This is a genomic window from Xanthomonas sp., from assembly GCF_017163755.1.
GTDB lineage: Bacteria > Pseudomonadota > Gammaproteobacteria > Xanthomonadales > Xanthomonadaceae > Xanthomonas_A.
On sequence record NZ_JAFIWC010000040.1, the window covers coordinates 1 to 18744 of the forward strand.

Consider the following 18744-nt stretch of genomic DNA (forward strand, 5'->3'; position numbering starts at 1 on the left):
CGCGGATCGGCAGCGCGTCGTTGGCGTCGGGGTTCAGCTGCAGGTAGCGGCCCAGGTCGTGGCGCGCGCCCGGCACGTAGTCCATCTGCAGGTAGGCCAGGCCGCGGTCGCGCAGCGCCTCGGGCTGGTCGGGCATCAGCTTCAGCACGCGGTCGGCGCTGCGCGCGGCGCGGTCCCATTCGTCGCGTTCGGCGTAGACGCCGTGCAGGTTGCGCAGCACCCGGATCAGGATCGCGCGGTGCGGCGCCGGGTCGAGGATCTGCAGCAGGGCGCGGTCGTCGGGCATTTCCCCGCCCAGGTGCGGGCGCGCGCGCTCGCGCAGCTCCTCCACCGCCAGCGGGCGGCCGCCGTTGAACGGGTCCATCACCAGCAGGCCGTCGTCCACCGGCAGCCGCACCAGGAAATGCCCGGGGAAGGACACCCCGTCCAGCGGGATGTCCAGCCGCCGCGCCACTTCCATCTGCACCAGCGCCAACGAGATCGGGTTGCCCAGGCGCCGTTCGAACACCTGGTTCATGTAGCTGTTGCGCGGGTCGTAGTACTCGTCGTGGTTGCCGGTGTAGCCCAGCTCTTCGAACAGGTGGCGGTTGATCGCGGCCATCTTCAGCGGCCAGGCGTCGATCAGGCCCACCTCATGGCGCAGGTGCTCGGCGTGGCTCTGCGCCAGCGTGTCGTAGTGGTCCGCGTCCAGTTCGGGATACTCGTCGCGCGCGATCAGCAGCGCGGTGGGCAGCAACGGCAGGGCATCGTCGTCCAGCGTGGCCAGGGTGTTCCAGCTCGGCAATGTCAGGCGCTCTACCATGGCCCAAAGACTGGCCGCAAACTCCGCGGCGATCAAGTCCGGCCGTTCCCGACAGCAGTGTCGGGTTCATGACTACGGCGCCGGCGGTTTTCCCGACGCCGCCGGGGCGCTACCTGGCCGGCGCGATGCCGGGGCCGAAGGTCAGCTCGGTGCCGTTCTCCAGCTTGATCCGCGCGGCCTGGCCGGCGTTGAGTTCCAGCACGTAGCGCGCCGGCTTGTTGCTGGGGTAGGGCGGGCAGGCGTTGCCGGCCGAGCACGGCGGCACGTCGCGCTGCTGCGCCACCAGCTTGCGCTGGTTGTCGAAGTACAGGATGTCCAGCGCGATCTTGGTGTTCTTCATCCAGTACGCCTGCGGCTCCTCGCGGTCGTGGATGAACAGCATGCCGTGGTCGGGGTCCATCTGCTCGCGGAACATCAGCCCGCGCGCGCGGGTCGCATCGTCCTGGGCCAGCTCCACCTGGTAGCGGTGCCCGGCCAGTTCCACCCACTGGCCGCCGGCGCTGGCGCAGCCGCTGAGGGTGAGCAGGACGAGGACGAACAGGGCACGGAACAGGGACATGGCGCCGCCGGGTCGGGAGATCAGCGCGCACCTTGTTGCATGGTGCGCGGGGAGTCAAGGCGGTCGGGACCGGGGACCCGGAAAAGCGCGGCGTCGGCTCGACAGCGTTGCGTGCTTCCAGATCCAAATCCACGCAACAATTTCAATAATACTTGACGGGCAATCGAGGCCTAAAGAGCCTTCCCCGGTCCCCGGTCCCCGGTCCCCGGTCCCGTCAAAGGACCCGCGGCGGCTCGCCGCCGACGATCACCACGTCGGCGCGGCGGCGGGCGAACAGGCCGACGCAGACCACGCCCGGGATCTGGTTCAGCTCGCGCTCCAGCGCCACCGGGTCGGCGATGCTGAGGTTGTGCACGTCCAGCACCACGTTGCCGTTGTCGGTGATCACCCCGTCGCGCCATACCGGCTGGCCGCCGGTACGCGCCAGGATCTCGCGCGCGACCAGGCTGCGCGCCATCGGCAGCACCTCGATCGGCAGCGGAAAGCGGCCCAGCACCGGCACCTGCTTGCTCGGGTCGATGATGCACACGAAACGCTCGCTGGCCTCGGCGATGACCTTCTCGCGGGTCAGCGCGGCGCCGCCGCCCTTGATCAGGCACTTGTCCGGGTCGCACTCGTCGGCGCCGTCCACGTACAGCGACAGGTTGCCGCTGTGGTTGAGCTCGAGCACCTCGATGCCGTGCTGGCGCAGGCGCGCGGTGCTCTGCTCGGAACTGGACACCGCGCCCTTGATGCGATGGCCGATGCGGCCGAGCGCGTCGATGAAGTAGGCCACGGTGGAACCGGTGCCGACGCCGACGATCATGCCGTCCTCGACGTACTCGATGGCCTTTTCGGCGGCCAGCCGTTTCGCTTCGGACATGGGGGGCTCGGAATTGGGGATTGGGGATTCGTAAGAGCAGCGGGCGGGGCAGGACAGGAGACGAATCCCCTATCCCCAATCCCGAATCCCGGCTACTCGAGCGCCAGCAGCAGCTTCCACTGCGCGGCGCTGACCGGCAGGATCGACAGGCGGTTGCCGCGCGCGATCAGGGCGAAGCCCTCGCCCAGCGCGTCGGCGTGCTGCTTGATCTCGTCCAGCGGGATGACGCGCTTGAGCTTGCGCTCGAACGCCACGTCCACCAGCACCCAGCGCGGTTCCTCGCGCGTGGCCTTGGGGTCGTGGTAGTCGGAGGCGGGGTCGAACTGGGTCTGGTCCGGATAGGCCTCGCTGGCCACCGTGGCCAGGCCGGCGATGCCCGGCACCTTGCAGTTGGAGTGGTAGAACAGCACCCCGTCGCCCACCTTCATCCCGTCGCGCATGAAGTTGCGCGCCTGGTAGTTGCGCACCCCGTTCCAGGGTTCGCGGCGCACCCGCTGCAGGTCGTCGATCGAGAACGTATCCGGTTCGGACTTCATCAGCCAGTAGCGCTTGCGTGCGGTCATGCGGGATCTGCGGCGGTAAGGAAGGTCTGGCGTTCGGTACAGATCGCGTCCAGCGCCACGTCCCAGGTCTCGGCGCATAGCGGCGCGGTCTGCTGCACGGCGAAGGCGGCGCCGACCAGCCAAGGCGGCGGCGTGCGGGTCTGGCGGAAGGCGAAGCTGCGATCATACCAGCCGCCTCCCATGCCCAGGCGCTGGCCGGCGGCGTCGAAGCCGACCAGCGGCGTCACCACCAGCGCCATCTGCGCCGGCGCCAGCGCGTCGGCGGCGTCGACATCGGGCTCGGGAATGCCGTAGCGGTTGCTGCGCAGCGGCGCGCCCGGCCGCCACGGCGCGAAGCGCAGCGTGGCGTCCTCGTGCAGCACCGGCAGGCAGTAGCGCAGGCTGTCGGGCAGGCGCAACTGGAACGCGTGCAGCGCGATCTCCCCGTCCAGCGCCCAGTAGCCGCCGACGAAGCCTTCGCGCGGCAGGAACGGCAGCGCCAGCAGGCGCTCGGCCAGGCCTTCGGCGGCGGCGATGCGCTCGCCGGCCGGCAGGGCGCGGCGGGTGTCGCGCAGGTGTTTGCGCAGGCGGGCGCGATCTTCGGTCATGGGCGGCACGCGGCGGGCGGGTGCGCATCATCGCCGAAGCGGCGGCGCGGCGAAACGGCCGCCGCGATGCGCGCGACCGGGTGCGCTCGCCACAACGAAAACGCCCTCCGGCTGCGCCCGCTGGGGCGACGCCGGAGGGCGCTGGGAATTCAAGGCATTCTCCGCCATGACGATGCGTGCGAAACGACCTTGAACCCGGGGTTCAAGTGGGACAGCTGGGGAACCATCGGGCTTCCCGCTACGAGGCGGACCTGCACACCCGATTCCGTCGCCGCCCCGTGGTCGTAATTAAGGGACAAGGCGAATGTTTGCACACGCTGTCGTTCACAGCAGAGAACGCAGACGAAGTATAGCGCCGTCGCCGCGGCTGGCTAGTCCGTTCGTCGGTCGCGCAGTACGTTGCAATTCACGTTGATGATCGAATTGCGACGGAACTTCAGCGCGAGGTATCGAGCACGCCGTCCAGGCGCCGGTTCAGGTCGTCGAGCGTGCGCGCCATCTCGCGCTCGCTGTGCGCCTGCTGGTCGCGCAGCTGCTGCAGTTCGTGCGCCAAGTTCAGCGCCGCCAGCACCGCGACGCGGTCCACCGCGGCCATGCGGTTGCTGCCGCGCACCTCGCGCATCTTGGCGTCGAGCAGGCGCGCGGCCGCGACCAGGCTGTCGCGTTCCTCGGCCTCGACGCCGACGGTGTATTCGCGATCGAGGATGCGCACGCTGACCGGTTCGCTCACGTGTGCTGCTCCAGCGACTTCAGCCGCGTGATCATCGCTTCCACCCGCGAGCGCGCCTGCTCGTTCTTGGTCAGCAGCTGCGAACGTTCGCCGATCAGCTGTTCCTGCTGCTGGCGCAGGCTGCGGTTCTCGTCGGCCAGGCGCTGGCAGCGCTCGACCAGCGTTTCCACGCGCGCGGCCAGGGCGCGGAGCTGAGCAGGGGCGTCGGGGGTGTCCATGGCGCTCACGATAGGCATGGCGTCGCGCGGCGGTCAAGACGCGGCGTGGCCGCCGCGCCGGGCGCGCTCAGGCGGGCAGCAGGACCGGCGCGTGCAGCAGCTGCAGGCAGGCCTCCGGCGGCAGCGCCGGCGCCACCAGGTGGCCCTGGATCTCGTCGCAGCCGTGCTCGCGCAGGAACGCCAGCTGGCCGGGCTGCTCGACCCCTTCGGCCACCACCTTCAGCGCCAGCGAATGGCCCATGGCGATGATGGTGCTGGTGATCGCCTCGTCGTCCGGGTCGCGGGTCAGGTCGCCGATGAACTCCTGGTCGATCTTCAGGGTGTTGATCGGCAGGCGCTTGAGGTAGGCCAGCGACGAGTAGCCGGTGCCGAAGTCATCGATCGCCAGGGTCAGGCCCAGTTCGCGGCAGGCGTGCAGGGTGGCGGCGTTCTTGCCGACCTGCGACATCACCACGCTTTCGGTCAGCTCCAGTTCCACGAACTGCGCCGGCACCCCGGTCTCGGCCAGGATCCGCGCCATCAGCGCCGGCAGGTCGCCGCGCTCGAGCTGGATCGCCGACACGTTGACCGACATGCACAGGTCGGTCAGCCCCTGCCGGCGCCACTGGCCCAGCGTGGTACAGGCCTGGCGCAGGACCCATTCGCCGATCTGCAGGATCAGCCCGGACTCCTCCGCCAGCGGGATGAACTGGCTGGGCGAGACCGGGCCGAAGTCGGCGCTGTGCCAGCGCAGCAGCGCCTCCACGCCGACCACGCGCTGTTCGCGCAGCGAGTAGCGCGGCTGGTAGACCAGCTTCATTTCCTCGTCGAGGGGGATCTTGCGCAGCGTGCTGGCCAGGGTGGCGCGATGCCGGGTGGCCTCGTCCATCCGCGCCGAGTACAGCTGGATGTTGCGGCGCCCGGCGGCCTTGGCCTGGTACATCGCGGTGTCGGCGTGCTTGAGCAGCTCGCTGGGCAGCAGCGCGTGCTGCGGGAACAGCGAGATGCCGATCGACGGCGAGATCGCCACCTCGCGCCGATCGTCCAGCTGCAGCGGCGCCTCGAACGCCGACAGCACGCGCGCGGCGGTGGCTTCGGCCTCGCCCTGCGAGGCCACGTCCTCCAGCACCACGGTGAACTCGTCGCCGGCCAGCCGCGCCACGGTGTGCTGCGGGCCCACCGCGGCCTGCAGGCGCTCGGCCACGGCGCGCAGCACGCGGTCGCCGATCGCGTGGCCGAGCGAGTCGTTGATGTCCTTGAACCGGTCCAGGTCCAGGAACAGCACCGCCACCGAACTGTCCTGGCGCCGCGCGCGCACGATCGCGCGCGCCAGCCGTTCGGACAGCAGCGCGCGGTTGGGCAGGCTGGTCAGCGCGTCGTAGTTGGCCAGGTAGCGCAGTTCCTGCTCGGCGCGCTTCTGGTCGGTGATGTCTTCCAGCACCACCACGTGGAAGTTGCGCCGGCCGTCGGCGTCGACGACGGTGTTCTGGCGCAGGTGGCACAGGATCTCCTGGCCGTCCTTGCGCCGCTTCCAGGTGTCGCCGCGCCAGTGCCGGCCGTGGTCCAGCGCGGGCGGCGCCGGGACGTCGGGGGCGTGGTCGAGCATGGCCATCGGCTGCCCGAGCACCTCGCGCTCGCTGTAGCCGGTGATGCGGCTGAAGGCCGGATTGACCGAGATGAAGCGGAACTCATGGTCGAGCACCGCCACCGCTTCGCTCATGCTGCGCAGCACCTCGCCGGCGATGCGCCGCTCCGCGTCGGCCTGGCGGTGCGAGGTGATGTCGCGCGCGGTGCCGGCCAGCCGCCGCGGTCGGCCGCTGGCGTCGTATTCGACCACGCGGCCGCGCACCCGCGCCCAGATCCACACCCCGTCGCCGGCCAGGTCCACCCGGTACTCGGCCATGTACACCGGGGTCAGCCCGTCCAGGTGGTCGCGCAGGGCGCGCTCGGCCTGCGGCACGTCGTCCGGATGGATGCGCAGCGGGTCGTCCTCGCGGATCACCATGGTGATCTCCTGCGCGTGCGGCGCCGCTTCGTCGGCGCGCATGCGCAGCAACTTGCGCGCGCGCAGGTCGTAGTCCCAGAAGTGCTCGTCCGACGCCCACAGCGCCAGCTTCAGGTGCCGGTCGCGGTGCTGCAGCTGCTGCTGGCGGCGTTGCTGCTCGCGCAGGCGGTGGCGCCAGCGCCAGGCCTGGAGCATCGCCAGGGCGGCGACCGCCGCGCACAGCGCCGCCGCCGCCCATGGCCACGCGGCGCTGGCGAGGCTGGGAAATCCCGCAGCGACGTGGTCGATCGGCATGGCGGGATGCGCATTCGCAGGAAAGGGTTGCCGCAGTGTAGGCGCCGCCCGGAAGCGTCCACAAGCAGCGCGACGCGGGCGGGTTGCTACACTGGCGGGCCCCCATTCCGCCGCCGGCCGTGCAGGCGCCGGCAAGCGCACAACAGGCGTCCGTCATGACCGAACTTCCCACCGCCGACGACGTAGCCCAGGCCAGCCAGCAGCTGGGACTGGCCGCGTCGGCGGCCGAACTCCACGGCGCCCTGTGCGGCTGGCTGGCCGGTGGCGGCGCCGACCTGGCGGCCTGGCCGGCCAGGGTGCTGGCCGACCCCAGCGTGCCGGCGCCGCGCAGCGGCGACGCCCTGGACCGGCTGCGCGAGGCCACCTCCGCGCAGCTGGAGGACCGCGACTTCGCCTTCGACCTGCTGCTGGTGGACGCCGGCGCCGGCGCCTCCGAACGCGCCGATGCGCTGTTCGACTGGTGCCGCGGCTTCCTCGGCGGCTTCGGCCTGGCCACCGGGACGCGTCCGCCGCTGTCCGAAGAGGGCGAAGAGGCGCTGCAGGACATCGCGCGCCTGGCGCAGGCGACCAGCGACGATTTCGACAGCGGCGACGAGGACGAGGACGCGCTGGCCGAGATCGAGGAATTCGTGCGCGTGGCGGTATTGCTGCTGCACGGCGACTGCGTGCTGGGGCCGCGCCACCGGCAACGCCTGAACTGAGCGATGAAGCGGACCACCGGCATCGGCGCGGCCGAGTACGCGCGCCGCCGCAAGCAGCTGATGGACATGGCCGGCGAGCACGCGATCCTGGTGCTGCCGACCGCGCCGGAGCGCGTGCGCAGCCACGACACCCACTATCCGTACCGGCAGGACTCGGATTTCTGGTACCTGTGCGGGTTTCCCGAGCCCGATGCGGTGCTGGTGCTGGTGCCCGGCCGCAGGCACGGCGAGGCGCTGCTCTTCTGCCGCGAGCGCGACCCGGAACGCGAGGCCTGGGACGGGCCGCGCGAAGGCCAGGAAGGGGCGGTGGAACGCTACGGCATGGACGATGCGTACCCGATCGACGATCTGGACGACATCCTGCCGGGCCTGCTGGAAGGGCGCTCGCGCGTCTATTACCACTTCGGCCGCGACGTGGAGTTCGACCTGAAGCTTATCGGCTGGGTCAACCGGGTGCGCGAACAGGTGCGGCACGGCGCGCAGCCGCCGCACGAGTTCCTCGAGCTGGGCCACCTGCTGCACGAGCAGCGCCTGTTCAAGTCGCGCGACGAGATCGCGCTGATGCAGGTGGCCGCCGACCTGAGCGTGGCCGGCCACCGCGCGGCGATGCGGCTGGCGCGCCCGGGCGTGCACGAGTACCAGCTGCAGGCCGAGATCGAGCGCGAGTTCCGTGCCGGCGACGCCTGGCCGGCCTACGGCAGCATCGTCGGCAGCGGCGCCAACGCCTGCGTGTTGCACTACCGCGCCAACGCCGCGCGGCTGCGCGACGGCGAGCTGGTGCTGATCGACGCCGGCGCCGAGTACCGCGGCTATGCCGCCGACATCACCCGCACCTTCCCGGCCAACGGCCGCTTCAGCCGCGAACAGCGCGCGCTGCACGACCTGGTCGGCGCCGCCCACGCGGCGGCGCTGGCGCAGGCGCGCCCGGGCGTGCCCTACGAAGCCGGGCACCTGGCCGCGGTGGCGACGCTGACCGAAGGCCTGCTGCGGCTCGGGCTGCTGAAGGGCACCCTGGAAAAGAACATCGCCGATGGCGACTACCGGCGCTTCTACCGGCACAAGACCGGCCATTGGCTCGGCCTGGACGTGCACGACGTCGGCGACTACAAATTGGCCGGCGAATCGCGCCTGCTCGAGCCGGGCATGGTGTTCACCATCGAACCGGGCCTGTACGTCGCGCCCGACGACAGGGAGGTCGACGCGAAATGGCGCGGCATCGGCATCCGCACCGAGGATGACGTGCTGATCACCGACGACGGCCACCGCGTGCTGACCGCGGCGCTGGCGCGCAGCGCCGAGGAGATCGAGGGGCTAATGGCTGGGGAGCCGGGATTGGGGATGGGGGAGTAGGGATTCGGGTCGGGCCGGCAGGCAACCCCGCCGTCGCCAATCCCCCGACCCTCCATGCCCAATCCCGGCCGCCGTCAGGCCGCCGCCGCGAACGCCGGCCGCGTGAGGTTCTCCGGTTCGCCCTCGGTGCACACCACGTCGTCCTCGATGCGGATGCCGCCGTAGGGCTTGAACTGTTCGACCCGGTTCCAGTCGACGCTGGCGGCATGGCCGTTCTTCCTGACCTCGTCCAGCAGCATGTCGATGAAGTACACGCCCGGCTCGATCGTCACCACCATGCCGGGCTCGAGCACGCGGGTCATGCGCAGGTACGGATGGCCGGCGGGGCGGTCGATGCGGCCGCCGCGGTCGTCGGCGGCGAAGCCGGCCACGTCGTGCACCTGCAGGCCGATCGGGTGGCCGAGGCCGTGCGGGAAGAACGCGGCGCTGACGCCGGTGGCCAGCGCCGCTTCCGGCGACACGGTGATCACGCCGAAGTCCTTGAGGATGCCCATCAGCGCCAGGTGCGCGTCGATGTGCAGCTGCTTGTAGTCCACGCCGGCGCGCACGCCCTGGCCCATGCGGACCTGCGCGGCGTCGACCGCATCGATCAGCGCCTGGAACTCGCTGCCGGTGTCGGCGGCGTAGCTGCGGGTGATGTCGCTGGCGTAGCCGTGCGCGGAGGCGCCGGCATCGATCAGGAAGCTGCGCGGCGTCGCAGGCGCCTGCCTGCCCAGTTCGGTGTAGTGCAGCACCGCGCCGTGCTCGTTCAGCGCGACGATGTTGCCGTACGGCAGGTCGTTGGCGTCCTGGCCGACCGCGCCGCAGTAGGCCATGTGGATCTGGAACTCGCTGCGGCCGTCGCGGAACGCGGCTTCGGCGGCGCGGTGGCCGCGTACCGCCAACTGCTGCGCCTGGCGCAGCAGCGACAGCTCGTAGGCGGTCTTGTACGAGCGCTGGTATTCCAGGTACTGGATCACCGCGTCGGGATTGTTCGGCCGGTAGTCGCCGAGCGCGCTGGACGCCTCGCCGAGAATCGCGCAGCGCGCGGCCGGCGTGGGCAGCAGCGCCAGCGCCTGTTCCGGCGTGCGGATGATGTGGATGTCGCAGTGTTCGACCCACCAGCCGTTCGGCGCGTCCGGCACCACGTGCCAGTAGTCGTGCGGCTGGTGGAAGATCACCTGTGGGCGCCGGCCCGGCGTGTACACCAGCCAGCTGTTCGGCACCCGGGTCAGCGGCAGCCAGGCCTTGAACTGCGGGTTCACCGCGTACGGGTAGTCGCGGTCGTCGAACAGCTGGTAGTGCAGGGTGCCGCTGGGCACCACCAGGTGCTCGAAGCCGCCGCGCGCCAGCGCCGTGTCGGCGCGCTGCGCCAGCGTGCGCAGATGGTCGGCATACAAGGCGCTGGGGTCGTGCTGGATCATGGCAAGGGCTCGTTCGGCGATGCGGAAAGGCAGGCGCCAAGTTTGCCGCAAACCTTGCGCGCCTGTTGACGCGATCGACATGGCCTGGCCGCTGGCACGTGGGAGCGGCTTCGGTCGCGACGGGCTTCACCCGCAACGTCGGTCGCGATGGACACCGCTCCCACGGGCGTGCCGCTGACGAAGGCGCTTTACCCGGCCGACCCCGCATTGACCCACTGCCGCAGCAGCTCGCGGTGCGCGTTGGAGATGGTCAGGAAGCGGAAGCCGGCCCAGGCCTGGCCCGGCGCGTGCGAGCGCTCGCTCCACAGCAGGTGCACGCCGACGTCGATGCGCACGTCGTGCCCGAGCTGCGGCATGGCGAAGCGCAACTGGTACAGCGCGTCGTCGTGCAGCGGCGCCGAGGCGAGCAGCAGCATGCCGGTCTCGGACACGTTGCCGAGCCGGCCGACCACCGTATCGCTCATCACGTCGTGCACCGGCACCATGTCCGGCACCTGCCGGCGAGGCGAACGGCGGGCTTCGGCGATCATGCGTCCTCCAGGGTGTCGGCCGGCGCGGGCGCGCCGGCCAGGCTGCGCAGCGCGCGCACGGTGGCGTGCCAGGCGCGGTCGATCAGCCGCGCGCGGTCCTCGGTGACGATACGCGCCTGGCCCTGCGCGAGCAGCCGCGACAACGCATCGAGCGAGTGTTCGGCGACCTTGTGGCCGCGCGGGTTGACGAACAGCGCGCGGTCGGTGACCGGGCTGTACCACGACAGCCGTTGCCGCTTCAGGTCGCCCTGCTGGTTGACCACGAACTCGAACCAGGTGCCGAACGGCAGGCTGCGCAGCCGCGCATAGGCGGCCTGCTCGGCGACGCTGCGCGGCGCCAGGGTCTGCCGCTCGCCATCGCCCTGGTCGCCGAGCCGGGTGCGCGCCTTGAGCTTGGCGCTGAGTTCGGTGCGCGAACTGAATTCGTCCTCGCCGCCGGGCGTGGACAGGCGGCGGGCGATCGCGCCGGCCTCGTCCTCGTGGTAGCCCACCTGCCGCAGCGCCGCTTCGACCTCGCCGGCCAGCGCGGCGTCGGCGGCATCGCCGATCCGGCTGCAGGTGACCTCGGCGATGCGCTCGGTCAGCTGCCGGCGCTCGCGCCAGGCATCGGAGTCTTCGCCCTGGCGCAGCAGGGTCAGGGTCATCACGTCGGACCAGGCCTGCTTCAGCAGCGCCTGCACGAACTTCGGCGGCTGCCAGGTGTGGCATAGCGCGTCGATGCTGCTGCCGGCCAGCTGCTTGGCCACTTCCAGGCGTTCCTTGCCGCGCGCGGCCTCGACGTGGCGGCGCTCGGTGATCTCGGCCTTGTGCGCCAGCGCGCGATGCTGGGCCAGGATGTCCTGGTGCGCCTGCTCGAAGACCGCTTCGTCGCCTTCGTATTCCTCCACGACCCGGTCCACCGCCTGGTTCAGCTTGTGCAGCAGCTGCGGATCGGTGTCGTCCTGGGCCAGCCAGGTGGCGCCGGATTCGGCCACGGCGTTGAGCAGCTCGCGCGCCGGGTGGCTGTTGCGCACGAAGAACGCCGGGTCCTGCAGCGCGGCGCGCGCCAGCGGCACCTGCAGGCGTTCGAGCAGCGACGCGGCGGGCGCGTCGCTGCGCACCTCGCGCTCGATCTCCGCGTACAGCAGGCCGAGCAGGTCGAAGGTATCGGCGTCCTGCGGCTTCAGCGCCGCCTGCGGGCCGTGCTGGGCGCGCAGCGCACCCAGCATCGCCGCCTGCACGTCGCGCACCTGGCGGCGTCCGCGGATCCCGGCGCTGGCGCTGTGCGCCGGCGGCTGCGCCTGCAGCTCGCCGAGCGCCTGCAGCAGCGACGGCGTCGGTATGGCCGCCGCCATCGCTGCGGCCGGCGCCGGTGCGGCCTGCGCGGACGTCGGCATCCCGATCGCGTCGCGGCCGGCGGATGCGGCGGGCATCGCGGTGCGCTCGCGCGCGGCGGCGAGCAACTGGCGCAGCGTCGCCAGGTCGGTGGGCGTGGGGTCGGCCACGGCTGCCTTGGCGGGCGCGGCGTCTACCGCGGGCGGCGCCGGCGCGTGGCCGTGCGCCGGCGCGACGCCGGCGGCCGCGGCCACGCCGGCGGCACGCGCGGGAGCGGCGGCCATGCCTGGCCACGGCGCCGGCGCGGCCTGGCCGGACCAGGCGGTGGCCGGCCGCGTGGCCGGCGCAGGCGTGCGCGGTGCCGTGCGCGGCGGCTTGGCCGGCGCGGCGCCCGCGCCGCGCGCCAGGTACGGCAGGTAGACCAGTCCCGGCAGCACCCCGGCATGCGCCAGCAGCACGTTGGCCCGCTCCAGGATCTCGCCGTAGCGTTCCAGCGCCTGCCGCTCGAAGGCGCGGTACAGGGTCAGTTGCGCGTCCAGCCCCAGCCGCAGGTCCTCGCCGGCCTCGCGCAGGATCCGGCACAGCTGGTGCGGACCGATCGGGATCTGCTCGATCTCCAGGGCCGGCAGCGCGGCGAGCACGCCGAAGCGCTGGCCGAGCAGCTGCAGCGGGGTGCTGGCGCGTCCGGCTTCGCGCCGGGCGATGTCGTGCAGCACGATGTCGCGGTCGATGTCCACGTCGGCCACCAGGGTCAGCATCTGCATCGCCGCCGGCGCCTCCGGCTGCCGTTGCAGGGCGCGCGCCGGGGCCGGCCGCCGGATCGTGGCCAGCGCCGCTTCCAGCCGCGCGCGGTAGAACGGCGCGAAGCGCTCGCGGCGCGCGCGCAGGCCCTGCAGCTCCAGGTACAGGTCGTGCTGGCTCTGCCCGCTGTGCGCGCGCTCGGCCTGGCTGAACAACTCGCGCTCCAGCTCGGCCAGGGTCAGTTGCAGCGGGGTATCCAGCGCCTGCCACAGCAGGGCCTTGAGCGATTCCAGGATCTCGCGCACGCGTGCGGGCAGCGCCGCGCCGGCCAGCGTCGCCGCTGCGTCATCCGATGAAGGCGGTGCCGACCAGTCCATTCTGTGATCGCTGTTTGCTTTTTCCGGGTTCGGTATGTAGCACGTTTCCGCGGACGCAGCCATGGCCGCCGCCGCCGCAGGGCCGGTTCCGCTGGCGTGGAGGCCTTAGGCCATGAACAGGGCGACCACGTCGTTGGTGAAGCGGCGGCCCAGTTCGGTGGGCACGGCGCGTCCGCCGTCGATGCGCAGCCAGTCGCGCGCCACCGCCGCGTCCAGCGCCGGGGCGATCGCGGCCAGGTCCAGGCCGGTGCGCGCGGCGAAGTCGCGCAGCGCGAAGCCGTCGTTGAGCCGCAGCGCGTTGAGCATGAACTCGAACGGGCGCCGCTGCGGCGCGATCCACTCGTCGCCGCCGATGGCCGCCGCGCTGCCGGCGCTGGCCAGGTAGGCCTGCGGGTGCTTGAGCTTCCAGCGGCGCAGGATGCCCTGCTCGGCGCCGGAACTGATCTTGCCGTGTGCGCCGGCGCCGATCCCCAGGTAGTCGCCGAACTTCCAGTAGTTCAGGTTGTGCGCGCAGCGGTGCCCGTCGCGCGCGTAGGCGCTGACTTCGTACTGCGCATAGCCGGCCTGCGCCAGCAGCGCCTGGCAGCGCTCCTGCATGTCCCAGGCGTCGTCGTCCTCGGGAATGCCCTGCGGCGGGCGCGCGGCGAACACCGTGTTCGGTTCCAGGGTCAGCTGGTAGTGGCTGATGTGGGTGGGCTGCAGCGCCAGCGCGCGGGCGATGTCGGCCTCCGCCTCGGCCAGGGTCTGCTGCGGCAGCGCGTACATCAGGTCCAGGTTGAAGTTGGCGTAGCCGGCGTCTTGCGCCAGCTTCACCGCGCGCTCGGCATCGGCGCTGTCGTGGATGCGCCCCAGCCGCTGCAGCGCGGCGTCGTCGAAGCTCTGGATGCCGAAGCTGAGCCGGTTGACCCCGGCGGCCAGGTAGCGGTCGAAGCGCCCGTGCTCGGCGGTGCCCGGGTTGGTCTCCAGGGTGATTTCCAGGTTCGGCGCGAAGCGCAGGCGCGCGCTGGCGGCCTGCAGGAAGCGGTCGATCGCCTCGGCCGGGAACAGGCTGGGCGTGCCGCCGCCGAAGAACACCGTCTGCACGGTGCGCCCCCAGACCAGCGGCAGGTCGTGGTCCAGGTCGCGGATCAGCGCGTCCACGTAGTCGTCGAACGGCAGCGCGCCCTTGGCCGCGTGCGAGTTGAAGTCGCAGTACGGGCACTTGCGCACGCACCAGGGCAGGTGCACGTACAGCGATAGCGGGGGTGGGATCAGGGCAATGCTCATAGCGATCGTTGCGCAGGGGTAGGGCATGCGACGGAGGCGCCATCACCCGGGCAGGGATCGACCAGCACGGCGGGGAGCACTGCGTCCGGGCGCGCGCGCTGTACGGTGCAGGCGATGGCGCGGAACAAAGCCAGTCGCCCGCCATCGGCGACATGGGTGTTCATGACATCCACGTGTTTCCAGCGCCGGCCCGGGCTCTCGGCCAATGCGACGCCTAGCCAACTGACCACTTGGTTTTGCGTGCGGCTCCAGTCGATCAGATGCAGGGATTCAACTTCACTGGCATGGAACCGGCGAGGGCGGAATCCGGTGCGGCTGCCGCGCACGGTGATGTACCCGTCTTGGCTAATCTCTACCGATTGCCGACTGACCACGGCGATTGTCAGGGCGACGATCGCCCACAAGCTGCCGATGAGGCCGAGCAGCAATGGCCAGGGAAGGTCACCGGGTGCGCCCGGGGTGCATCCCTTTATCGTGGCGATGATCGCCAGCACGGCCAGCATCAACAGGCTAGTCAGCGTATGAATGCCGCCGCCATTGGAGCGGAAACGACGTGGCGCGGACCCACTCATGCACGGATGAGGAACTCGCGCAGCTTGGCCAGCGCCAACGCGCGATGGCTGCGTGCGTTCTTCAACTCCGGAGTCATTTCGGCCGCAGTCAGGCCGTACTGCGGATCCAGGAACACCGGGTTGTAGCCGAAACCGCCATTGCCGCGCGGCTCGGTGGTGATCATGCCTTCCCAACTGCCTTCGGCGATCAGCGGTTGCGGATCTTCCGGATGGCGCAGCAACACGATCACCGCATAGAAGCGCGCGCTGCGCCGCTCGGTCGGCACATCGCGCATGGCCTCGAGCAGCTTGGCGTTGTTGGCCTGGGCATCGGTCGGGCTGCCGGCGTAGCGTGCGCTGTACAGGCCCGGCGCGCCGCCCAACGCATCGACGATCAGGCCGGAGTCGTCGGCCAGCGCCGGCAGGCCGGTGACCGCACTGGCGTGGCGCGCCTTGATCAAGGCGTTCTCGACGAAGGTCAGGCCGGTTTCGGGCACGTCTTCGACGCCGAGCTGGCCTTGCGCCACGATCTGCATCGGCAACCCGGCGAGCATGGCGCGCAGTTCCTCGAGCTTGCCGGCGTTGCCGCTGGCCAGGACCAGTTTGTTCATGGCTTGGGCTCCAGCAGGTCCCAGCGGTTGCCGTACGGGTCCTGGAACACCGCCACGATCGCGTACGGCTCGTCGCGCGGCGCTTCGAGGAATTCCACGCCGCGCGCGCGCATCGAAGCGTAGTCGCGGTGGAAATCGTCGGTATGCAGGAAGAAGCCGACGCGGCCGCCGGTCTGGCGGCCGATGCAGGCGCGCTGCGCCTCGTCGCCCGGCAGCGCCAGCAGCAGGCCTGCGCCGTCTTCGCCGGACGGGCCGACCCGCACCCAGCGCTTGTCGCCCAGCGCGGTGTCTTCGAGCAGCGCGAAACCCAGCGCGCCGGTGTACCAGGCGATGGCTTCGTCGTAGTCGGGCACCACCAGGGTGACCAGGGCGATGCGCCGCTTCATTGCGCCAGGGCGGCGCGCTGCGCGGCCAGCAGGTCGGCGATGCCGCGCTCGGCCAGGCCGAGCAGCGCGTCCAGTTCGTCGCGGCGGAACGCGTGGCCTTCGGCGGTGCCCTGCAGCTCGATGAAGCCGCCGCCGTCGTTCATCACCACGTTCATGTCGGTGTCGCAGTCGCTGTCCTCGGCGTAGTCCAGGTCCAGCACCGGGGTGCCGCGATAGACGCCGACCGAGACCGCGGCCACCGCGCCGAGCACCACCGGCTTCTTCACGTCGCCGCGCTTGCGCAGCCAGTTCACCGCATCCATCAGCGCCACGTAGGCGCCGGTGATCGCCGCGGTGCGGGTGCCGCCGTCGGCCTGCAGCACGTCGCAGTCCAGGGTGATGGTGCGCTCGCCGAGCGCGTTGCGGTCCACGCAGGCGCGCAGCGCGCGGCCGATCAGGCGCTGGATCTCCAGCGTGCGCCCGCCCTGCTTGCCGCGCGAGGCTTCGCGGTCGGAGCGCGAATGGGTGGCGCGCGGCAGCATGCCGTACTCGGCGGTGACCCAGCCTTCGCCCTTGCCGCGCAGGAAGCCGGGCACGCGGTTCTCGACGCTGGCGTTGCACAGCACGCGGGTGTCGCCGAAGCTGACCAGCACCGAGCCCTCGGCATGGCGGGTGAAGGCGCGTTCGATGCGCACCGGGCGCAGCTGATCGGCCGTACGGCCACTGGGACGGGAAAAGGTCATTTCGAGATTCCGGCAGAAGCGGACGCGACGGTGCCTGGCAACGGCGGCGTCCTGGGCCGGCTAGGGTACCATTCGCGCTTTGGCCGAATGGACTTCCGCATGATCCGCAGCATGACCGCCTACGCCAGCGGCGAACGTACGACCGCCTGGGGCGCCATCGCCTGCGAACTGCGCTCGGTGAACCACCGCTTCCTGGAAGTGAGCGTGCGCCTGCCCGAGGAGCTGCGCGCGCTGGAGCCGCAGCTGCGCGAGCGCGTGGCGGCGCGGATCAGCCGCGGCAAGCTGGACCTGGCGCTGCGCCTGCGCAGCCCGGAGACGGCGAACGCGCTGGAGATCAACGACACGCTAGTCGCCCAGCTCAGCGAGCTGGCCAGGCGGCTGGCGCCGGGCTTTCCCGGACTGCAGGTCGGCTTCACCGACCTGCTGCAGCTGCCGGGGGTGATGCAGACCGAGGCCCCGGATGCGGTGGCGCTGCAGGCGCAGGCGCTGGCGTTGCTGGACGAGGTGCTGGACGGATTCGTCGCCGGGCGCGAGCGCGAGGGCGACAAGCTGGCCACGGCGATCGTGGAACGGGTCGATGCGATCGCGTGCATCGCCGCCGAGGTCAGGACGCTGATCCCGGCGATCCGCGAAGGCCAGCGCGCCAAGCTGGCCGCGCGCCTGGCGGATTTGCCGCATCCGGTCGATCCGGGCCGCGCCGAGCAGGAACTGGTGCTGTGGCTGCAGAAGCTCGATGTCGACGAGGAGCTGGACCGCCTGGACAGCCACATCAAGGAGATCCGCCGCGTGCTGCGCCAGCCCGAACCGGCCGGCCGGCGCCTGGATTTCCTGCTGCAGGAGTTCAACCGCGAGGCCAACACGCTCGGCTCCAAGTCGGTGGACAGCCGCACCTCAAACGCGGCGGTGGAACTGAAGGTGCTGATCGACCAGATCCGCGAGCAGGTGCAGAATCTCGAATAGCCGGGATGGAGGGCGATTCGGGATTGGGGATTGGCGGAGCGGATTCCGGCGCCGGCCGGCCCGCGCCCAATACCGGGTAGCATATCGTCCCCGTGGGTACCGGCCCGCGGCTCCGTTCGCGAATCCCGACTCCCCAATCCCGAATCCCTGATCCTATGCGCGGCACCCTCTACATCGTCGCGGCGCCTTCGGGCGCCGGCAAGAGCAGCATCGTCAATGCGACCCTGGCGCGCGATCCGCAGATCAGCCTGTCGATCTCCTTCACCTCGCGCGCGCCGCGTCCGGGCGAGCGCCATGCCGAGCACTACCATTTCGTCGCCGCCGAGCAGTTCCAGCGCATGATCGATGCCGGCGACTTCTTCGAGTACGCGCGCGTGCACGGCGACTGGAAGGGCACCGCGCGGCAGTCGGTGGAGCCGCAGCTGGCCTCCGGCCAGGACGTGCTGCTGGAGATCGACTGGCAGGGCGCGCGCCAGGTGCGCGCCAAGGTGCCGGACGCGGTCAGCGTGTTCATCCTGCCGCCGTCGCGGCAGGCGCTCGAGCAGCGCATGCGCAAGCGCGGCCAGGACAGCGAGGCGGTGATCGCGCAACGCCTGGCGGCGGCGCGCGAGGAGATGTCGCACTACGCCGACTTCGACTACGTGATCGTCAACGAGGACTTCGACACCGCGGTGGACGAGATGTGCGCGATCTTCGTCGCCAGCCGCCTGCGGCGCCTGCCGCAGCAGCAGCGGCACGCCGGGCTGATCGCCGCGCTGCTCCGCGAGGATGCGGCAACTGGCTGATTCCAAAGGGAACTGAATGGAGTGGGCTTGATCGCGGCGGCGCCTGGGCGTACACTCGCCGCCCTTTCCCTCACTCGAGCGCGCGGCCGCCGCCGGCCCGCCGGGAGCCCGCATGGCCCGCATCACCGTAGAAGATTGCCTGGAAGTCGTTAACAACCGTTTCGAGCTGGTCATGATGGCGTCCAAGCGCGCCCGTCAGCTGGCCAACGGCGTGCAGCCCACCATCGACAACGCCGACTCGGGCGACAAGCCGACCGTGCTGGCGCTGCGCGAGATCGCCGCGCGCAAGATCGACAACGCGCTGATCGACGAAGTCGAGAAGGCCGAGCGCGAGCGCGCCGAGCGCGAGGCGCTGGAATGGGCCGCCGCCGAAGTCGTCGCCGACGAGGACATGTCCAAGAACGACGACTGAGCGCCGCCGCGCAGTCCGCGAAACAGCCCGTCCGCG

The 18744-nt window shown here is 71.1% G+C and carries 21 protein-coding genes and 1 other RNA gene; 5 read left to right on the forward strand and 17 right to left on the reverse strand.

What is annotated here, in order from left to right; all coding sequences use genetic code 11:
- The 9 genes from JR065_RS19705 to JR065_RS19745 form a co-directional block, all read right to left on the reverse strand.
- A partial coding sequence (locus JR065_RS19705; protein WP_206236177.1) for a SirB1 family protein occupies window positions 1-802 on the reverse strand: 802 nt, incomplete at its 3' end.
- A gap of 109 nt (window positions 803-911) precedes the next feature.
- Entirely contained in the window at window positions 912-1361 is a 450-nt protein-coding gene (locus JR065_RS19710; RefSeq protein WP_206236178.1) for a DUF192 domain-containing protein, read from the reverse strand.
- 214 nt (window positions 1362-1575) lie between these two features.
- The gene (gene rpiA / locus JR065_RS19715) at window positions 1576-2223 is read right to left on the reverse strand and encodes a ribose-5-phosphate isomerase RpiA (protein ID WP_206236179.1); all 648 of its coding nucleotides are present in this window, start codon (window positions 2221-2223) and stop codon (window positions 1576-1578) included.
- 92 nt (window positions 2224-2315) lie between these two features.
- On the reverse strand, window positions 2316-2786 hold the full coding sequence (locus JR065_RS19720; protein WP_206236180.1) for an EVE domain-containing protein: 471 nt from the start codon (window positions 2784-2786) through the stop codon (window positions 2316-2318).
- On the reverse strand, window positions 2783-3373 hold the full coding sequence (locus JR065_RS19725) for a 5-formyltetrahydrofolate cyclo-ligase (RefSeq protein WP_206236181.1): 591 nt from the start codon (window positions 3371-3373) through the stop codon (window positions 2783-2785). The genes JR065_RS19720 and JR065_RS19725 overlap by 4 nt, the downstream gene beginning before the upstream one ends.
- Before the next feature lie 154 nt (window positions 3374-3527).
- Window positions 3528-3712: non-coding RNA, 6S RNA (gene ssrS / locus JR065_RS19730), on the reverse strand.
- Between the two features lie 97 nt (window positions 3713-3809).
- The gene (locus tag JR065_RS19735) at window positions 3810-4103 is read right to left on the reverse strand and encodes a cell division protein ZapA (protein WP_206236182.1); all 294 of its coding nucleotides are present in this window, start codon (window positions 4101-4103) and stop codon (window positions 3810-3812) included.
- Window positions 4100-4321 carry a TIGR02449 family protein gene (locus JR065_RS19740; RefSeq protein WP_206236183.1) on the reverse strand — a complete coding sequence of 74 codons (222 nt, stop codon included), beginning with the start codon at window positions 4319-4321 and terminating at the stop codon, window positions 4100-4102. The genes JR065_RS19735 and JR065_RS19740 overlap by 4 nt, the downstream gene beginning before the upstream one ends.
- Window positions 4322-4388: 67 nt before the next feature.
- Complete coding sequence (locus JR065_RS19745; protein ID WP_206236184.1) at window positions 4389-6599, reverse strand: putative bifunctional diguanylate cyclase/phosphodiesterase; 2211 nt, start codon at window positions 6597-6599, stop codon at window positions 4389-4391.
- A gap of 155 nt (window positions 6600-6754) precedes the next feature.
- Here JR065_RS19745 and JR065_RS19750 point away from each other — a divergent pair, with 155 nt between their 5' ends.
- Together JR065_RS19750 and JR065_RS19755 are read left to right on the forward strand one after the other, a co-directional pair.
- A complete protein-coding gene (locus tag JR065_RS19750; protein ID WP_206236185.1) occupies window positions 6755-7300 on the forward strand; it encodes a YecA family protein in 546 nt (181 codons plus the stop codon).
- Window positions 7301-7303: 3 nt separating this feature from the next.
- On the forward strand, window positions 7304-8650 hold the full coding sequence (locus tag JR065_RS19755) for an aminopeptidase P N-terminal domain-containing protein (protein ID WP_206236186.1): 1347 nt from the start codon (window positions 7304-7306) through the stop codon (window positions 8648-8650).
- Between the two features lie 74 nt (window positions 8651-8724).
- Here the strand turns inward: JR065_RS19755 and pepQ are convergent, their stop codons facing one another.
- The 8 genes from pepQ to rph all read right to left on the reverse strand — a co-directional run bounded on the left by pepQ (window position 8725) and on the right by rph (window position 16551).
- Window positions 8725-10053 (reverse strand): Xaa-Pro dipeptidase, encoded by a 1329-nt coding sequence (gene pepQ, locus JR065_RS19760; RefSeq protein ID WP_206236187.1) that lies wholly within the window; start codon window positions 10051-10053, stop codon window positions 8725-8727.
- Window positions 10054-10241: 188 nt separating this feature from the next.
- Window positions 10242-10583, reverse strand: a complete 342-nt coding sequence (locus tag JR065_RS19765) for a PilZ domain-containing protein (protein WP_206236189.1) — start codon at window positions 10581-10583, stop codon at window positions 10242-10244.
- Window positions 10580-13015, reverse strand: a complete 2436-nt coding sequence (locus JR065_RS19770) for a DUF1631 domain-containing protein (protein ID WP_206236190.1) — start codon at window positions 13013-13015, stop codon at window positions 10580-10582. The genes JR065_RS19765 and JR065_RS19770 overlap by 4 nt, the downstream gene beginning before the upstream one ends.
- Window positions 13016-13120: 105 nt before the next feature.
- Entirely contained in the window at window positions 13121-14281 is a 1161-nt protein-coding gene (hemW, locus tag JR065_RS19775) for a radical SAM family heme chaperone HemW (RefSeq protein WP_206236191.1), read from the reverse strand.
- Entirely contained in the window at window positions 14278-14784 is a 507-nt protein-coding gene (locus tag JR065_RS19780; protein WP_206236192.1) for a hypothetical protein, read from the reverse strand. Before JR065_RS19780 ends, hemW begins: the two co-directional genes overlap by 4 nt.
- Window positions 14785-14849: 65 nt before the next feature.
- Window positions 14850-15443, reverse strand: coding sequence for an RdgB/HAM1 family non-canonical purine NTP pyrophosphatase (gene rdgB / locus JR065_RS19785; RefSeq protein ID WP_206236194.1), 594 nt, complete (start codon window positions 15441-15443; stop codon window positions 14850-14852).
- Entirely contained in the window at window positions 15440-15829 is a 390-nt protein-coding gene (locus tag JR065_RS19790) for a VOC family protein (protein ID WP_206236195.1), read from the reverse strand. The genes rdgB and JR065_RS19790 overlap by 4 nt, the downstream gene beginning before the upstream one ends.
- Entirely contained in the window at window positions 15826-16551 is a 726-nt protein-coding gene (rph, locus tag JR065_RS19795) for a ribonuclease PH (RefSeq protein ID WP_206236196.1), read from the reverse strand. The genes JR065_RS19790 and rph overlap by 4 nt, the downstream gene beginning before the upstream one ends.
- A 99-nt stretch (window positions 16552-16650) precedes the next feature.
- On the opposite strand from rph, the gene JR065_RS19800 reads away from it, so the two are divergent.
- The 3 genes from JR065_RS19800 to rpoZ all read left to right on the forward strand — a co-directional run bounded on the left by JR065_RS19800 (window position 16651) and on the right by rpoZ (window position 18708).
- Window positions 16651-17511 carry a YicC/YloC family endoribonuclease gene (locus JR065_RS19800; protein ID WP_206236197.1) on the forward strand — a complete coding sequence of 287 codons (861 nt, stop codon included), beginning with the start codon at window positions 16651-16653 and terminating at the stop codon, window positions 17509-17511.
- A gap of 155 nt (window positions 17512-17666) precedes the next feature.
- Window positions 17667-18296 carry a guanylate kinase gene (gene gmk, locus JR065_RS19805; RefSeq protein WP_206236199.1) on the forward strand — a complete coding sequence of 210 codons (630 nt, stop codon included), beginning with the start codon at window positions 17667-17669 and terminating at the stop codon, window positions 18294-18296.
- A gap of 112 nt (window positions 18297-18408) precedes the next feature.
- Window positions 18409-18708, forward strand: coding sequence for a DNA-directed RNA polymerase subunit omega (rpoZ, locus tag JR065_RS19810; protein ID WP_206236200.1), 300 nt, complete (start codon window positions 18409-18411; stop codon window positions 18706-18708).
- The last annotated feature ends 36 nt before the right edge of the window (window positions 18709-18744 follow it).

Excerpts from the sequence above, each read along its gene's own strand:
- rdgB (WP_206236194.1), bottom strand. The coding sequence starts at position 15,443 with ATGAACAAACTGGTCCTGGCCAGCGGCAACGCCGGCAAGCTCGAGGAA.
- JR065_RS19750 (WP_206236185.1), top strand. The coding sequence starts at position 6,755 with ATGACCGAACTTCCCACCGCCGACGACGTAGCCCAGGCCAGCCAGCAG.
- pepQ (WP_206236187.1), bottom strand. The coding sequence starts at position 10,053 with ATGATCCAGCACGACCCCAGCGCCTTGTATGCCGACCATCTGCGCACG.
- rph (WP_206236196.1), bottom strand. The coding sequence starts at position 16,551 with ATGACCTTTTCCCGTCCCAGTGGCCGTACGGCCGATCAGCTGCGCCCG.
- rpiA (WP_206236179.1), bottom strand. The coding sequence starts at position 2,223 with ATGTCCGAAGCGAAACGGCTGGCCGCCGAAAAGGCCATCGAGTACGTC.
- gmk (WP_206236199.1), top strand. The coding sequence starts at position 17,667 with ATGCGCGGCACCCTCTACATCGTCGCGGCGCCTTCGGGCGCCGGCAAG.
- JR065_RS19740 (WP_206236183.1), bottom strand. The coding sequence starts at position 4,321 with ATGGACACCCCCGACGCCCCTGCTCAGCTCCGCGCCCTGGCCGCGCGC.
- JR065_RS19790 (WP_206236195.1), bottom strand. The coding sequence starts at position 15,829 with ATGAAGCGGCGCATCGCCCTGGTCACCCTGGTGGTGCCCGACTACGAC.
- hemW (WP_206236191.1), bottom strand. The coding sequence starts at position 14,281 with ATGAGCATTGCCCTGATCCCACCCCCGCTATCGCTGTACGTGCACCTG.
- JR065_RS19745 (WP_206236184.1), bottom strand. The coding sequence starts at position 6,599 with ATGCCGATCGACCACGTCGCTGCGGGATTTCCCAGCCTCGCCAGCGCC.
- JR065_RS19710 (WP_206236178.1), bottom strand. The coding sequence starts at position 1,361 with ATGTCCCTGTTCCGTGCCCTGTTCGTCCTCGTCCTGCTCACCCTCAGC.
- JR065_RS19765 (WP_206236189.1), bottom strand. The coding sequence starts at position 10,583 with ATGATCGCCGAAGCCCGCCGTTCGCCTCGCCGGCAGGTGCCGGACATG.
- JR065_RS19780 (WP_206236192.1), bottom strand. The coding sequence starts at position 14,784 with ATGCTGGCCGTGCTGGCGATCATCGCCACGATAAAGGGATGCACCCCG.
- JR065_RS19800 (WP_206236197.1), top strand. The coding sequence starts at position 16,651 with ATGATCCGCAGCATGACCGCCTACGCCAGCGGCGAACGTACGACCGCC.
- JR065_RS19770 (WP_206236190.1), bottom strand. The coding sequence starts at position 13,015 with ATGGACTGGTCGGCACCGCCTTCATCGGATGACGCAGCGGCGACGCTG.
- JR065_RS19725 (WP_206236181.1), bottom strand. The coding sequence starts at position 3,373 with ATGACCGAAGATCGCGCCCGCCTGCGCAAACACCTGCGCGACACCCGC.
- JR065_RS19720 (WP_206236180.1), bottom strand. The coding sequence starts at position 2,786 with ATGACCGCACGCAAGCGCTACTGGCTGATGAAGTCCGAACCGGATACG.
- JR065_RS19755 (WP_206236186.1), top strand. The coding sequence starts at position 7,304 with ATGAAGCGGACCACCGGCATCGGCGCGGCCGAGTACGCGCGCCGCCGC.
- rpoZ (WP_206236200.1), top strand. The coding sequence starts at position 18,409 with ATGGCCCGCATCACCGTAGAAGATTGCCTGGAAGTCGTTAACAACCGT.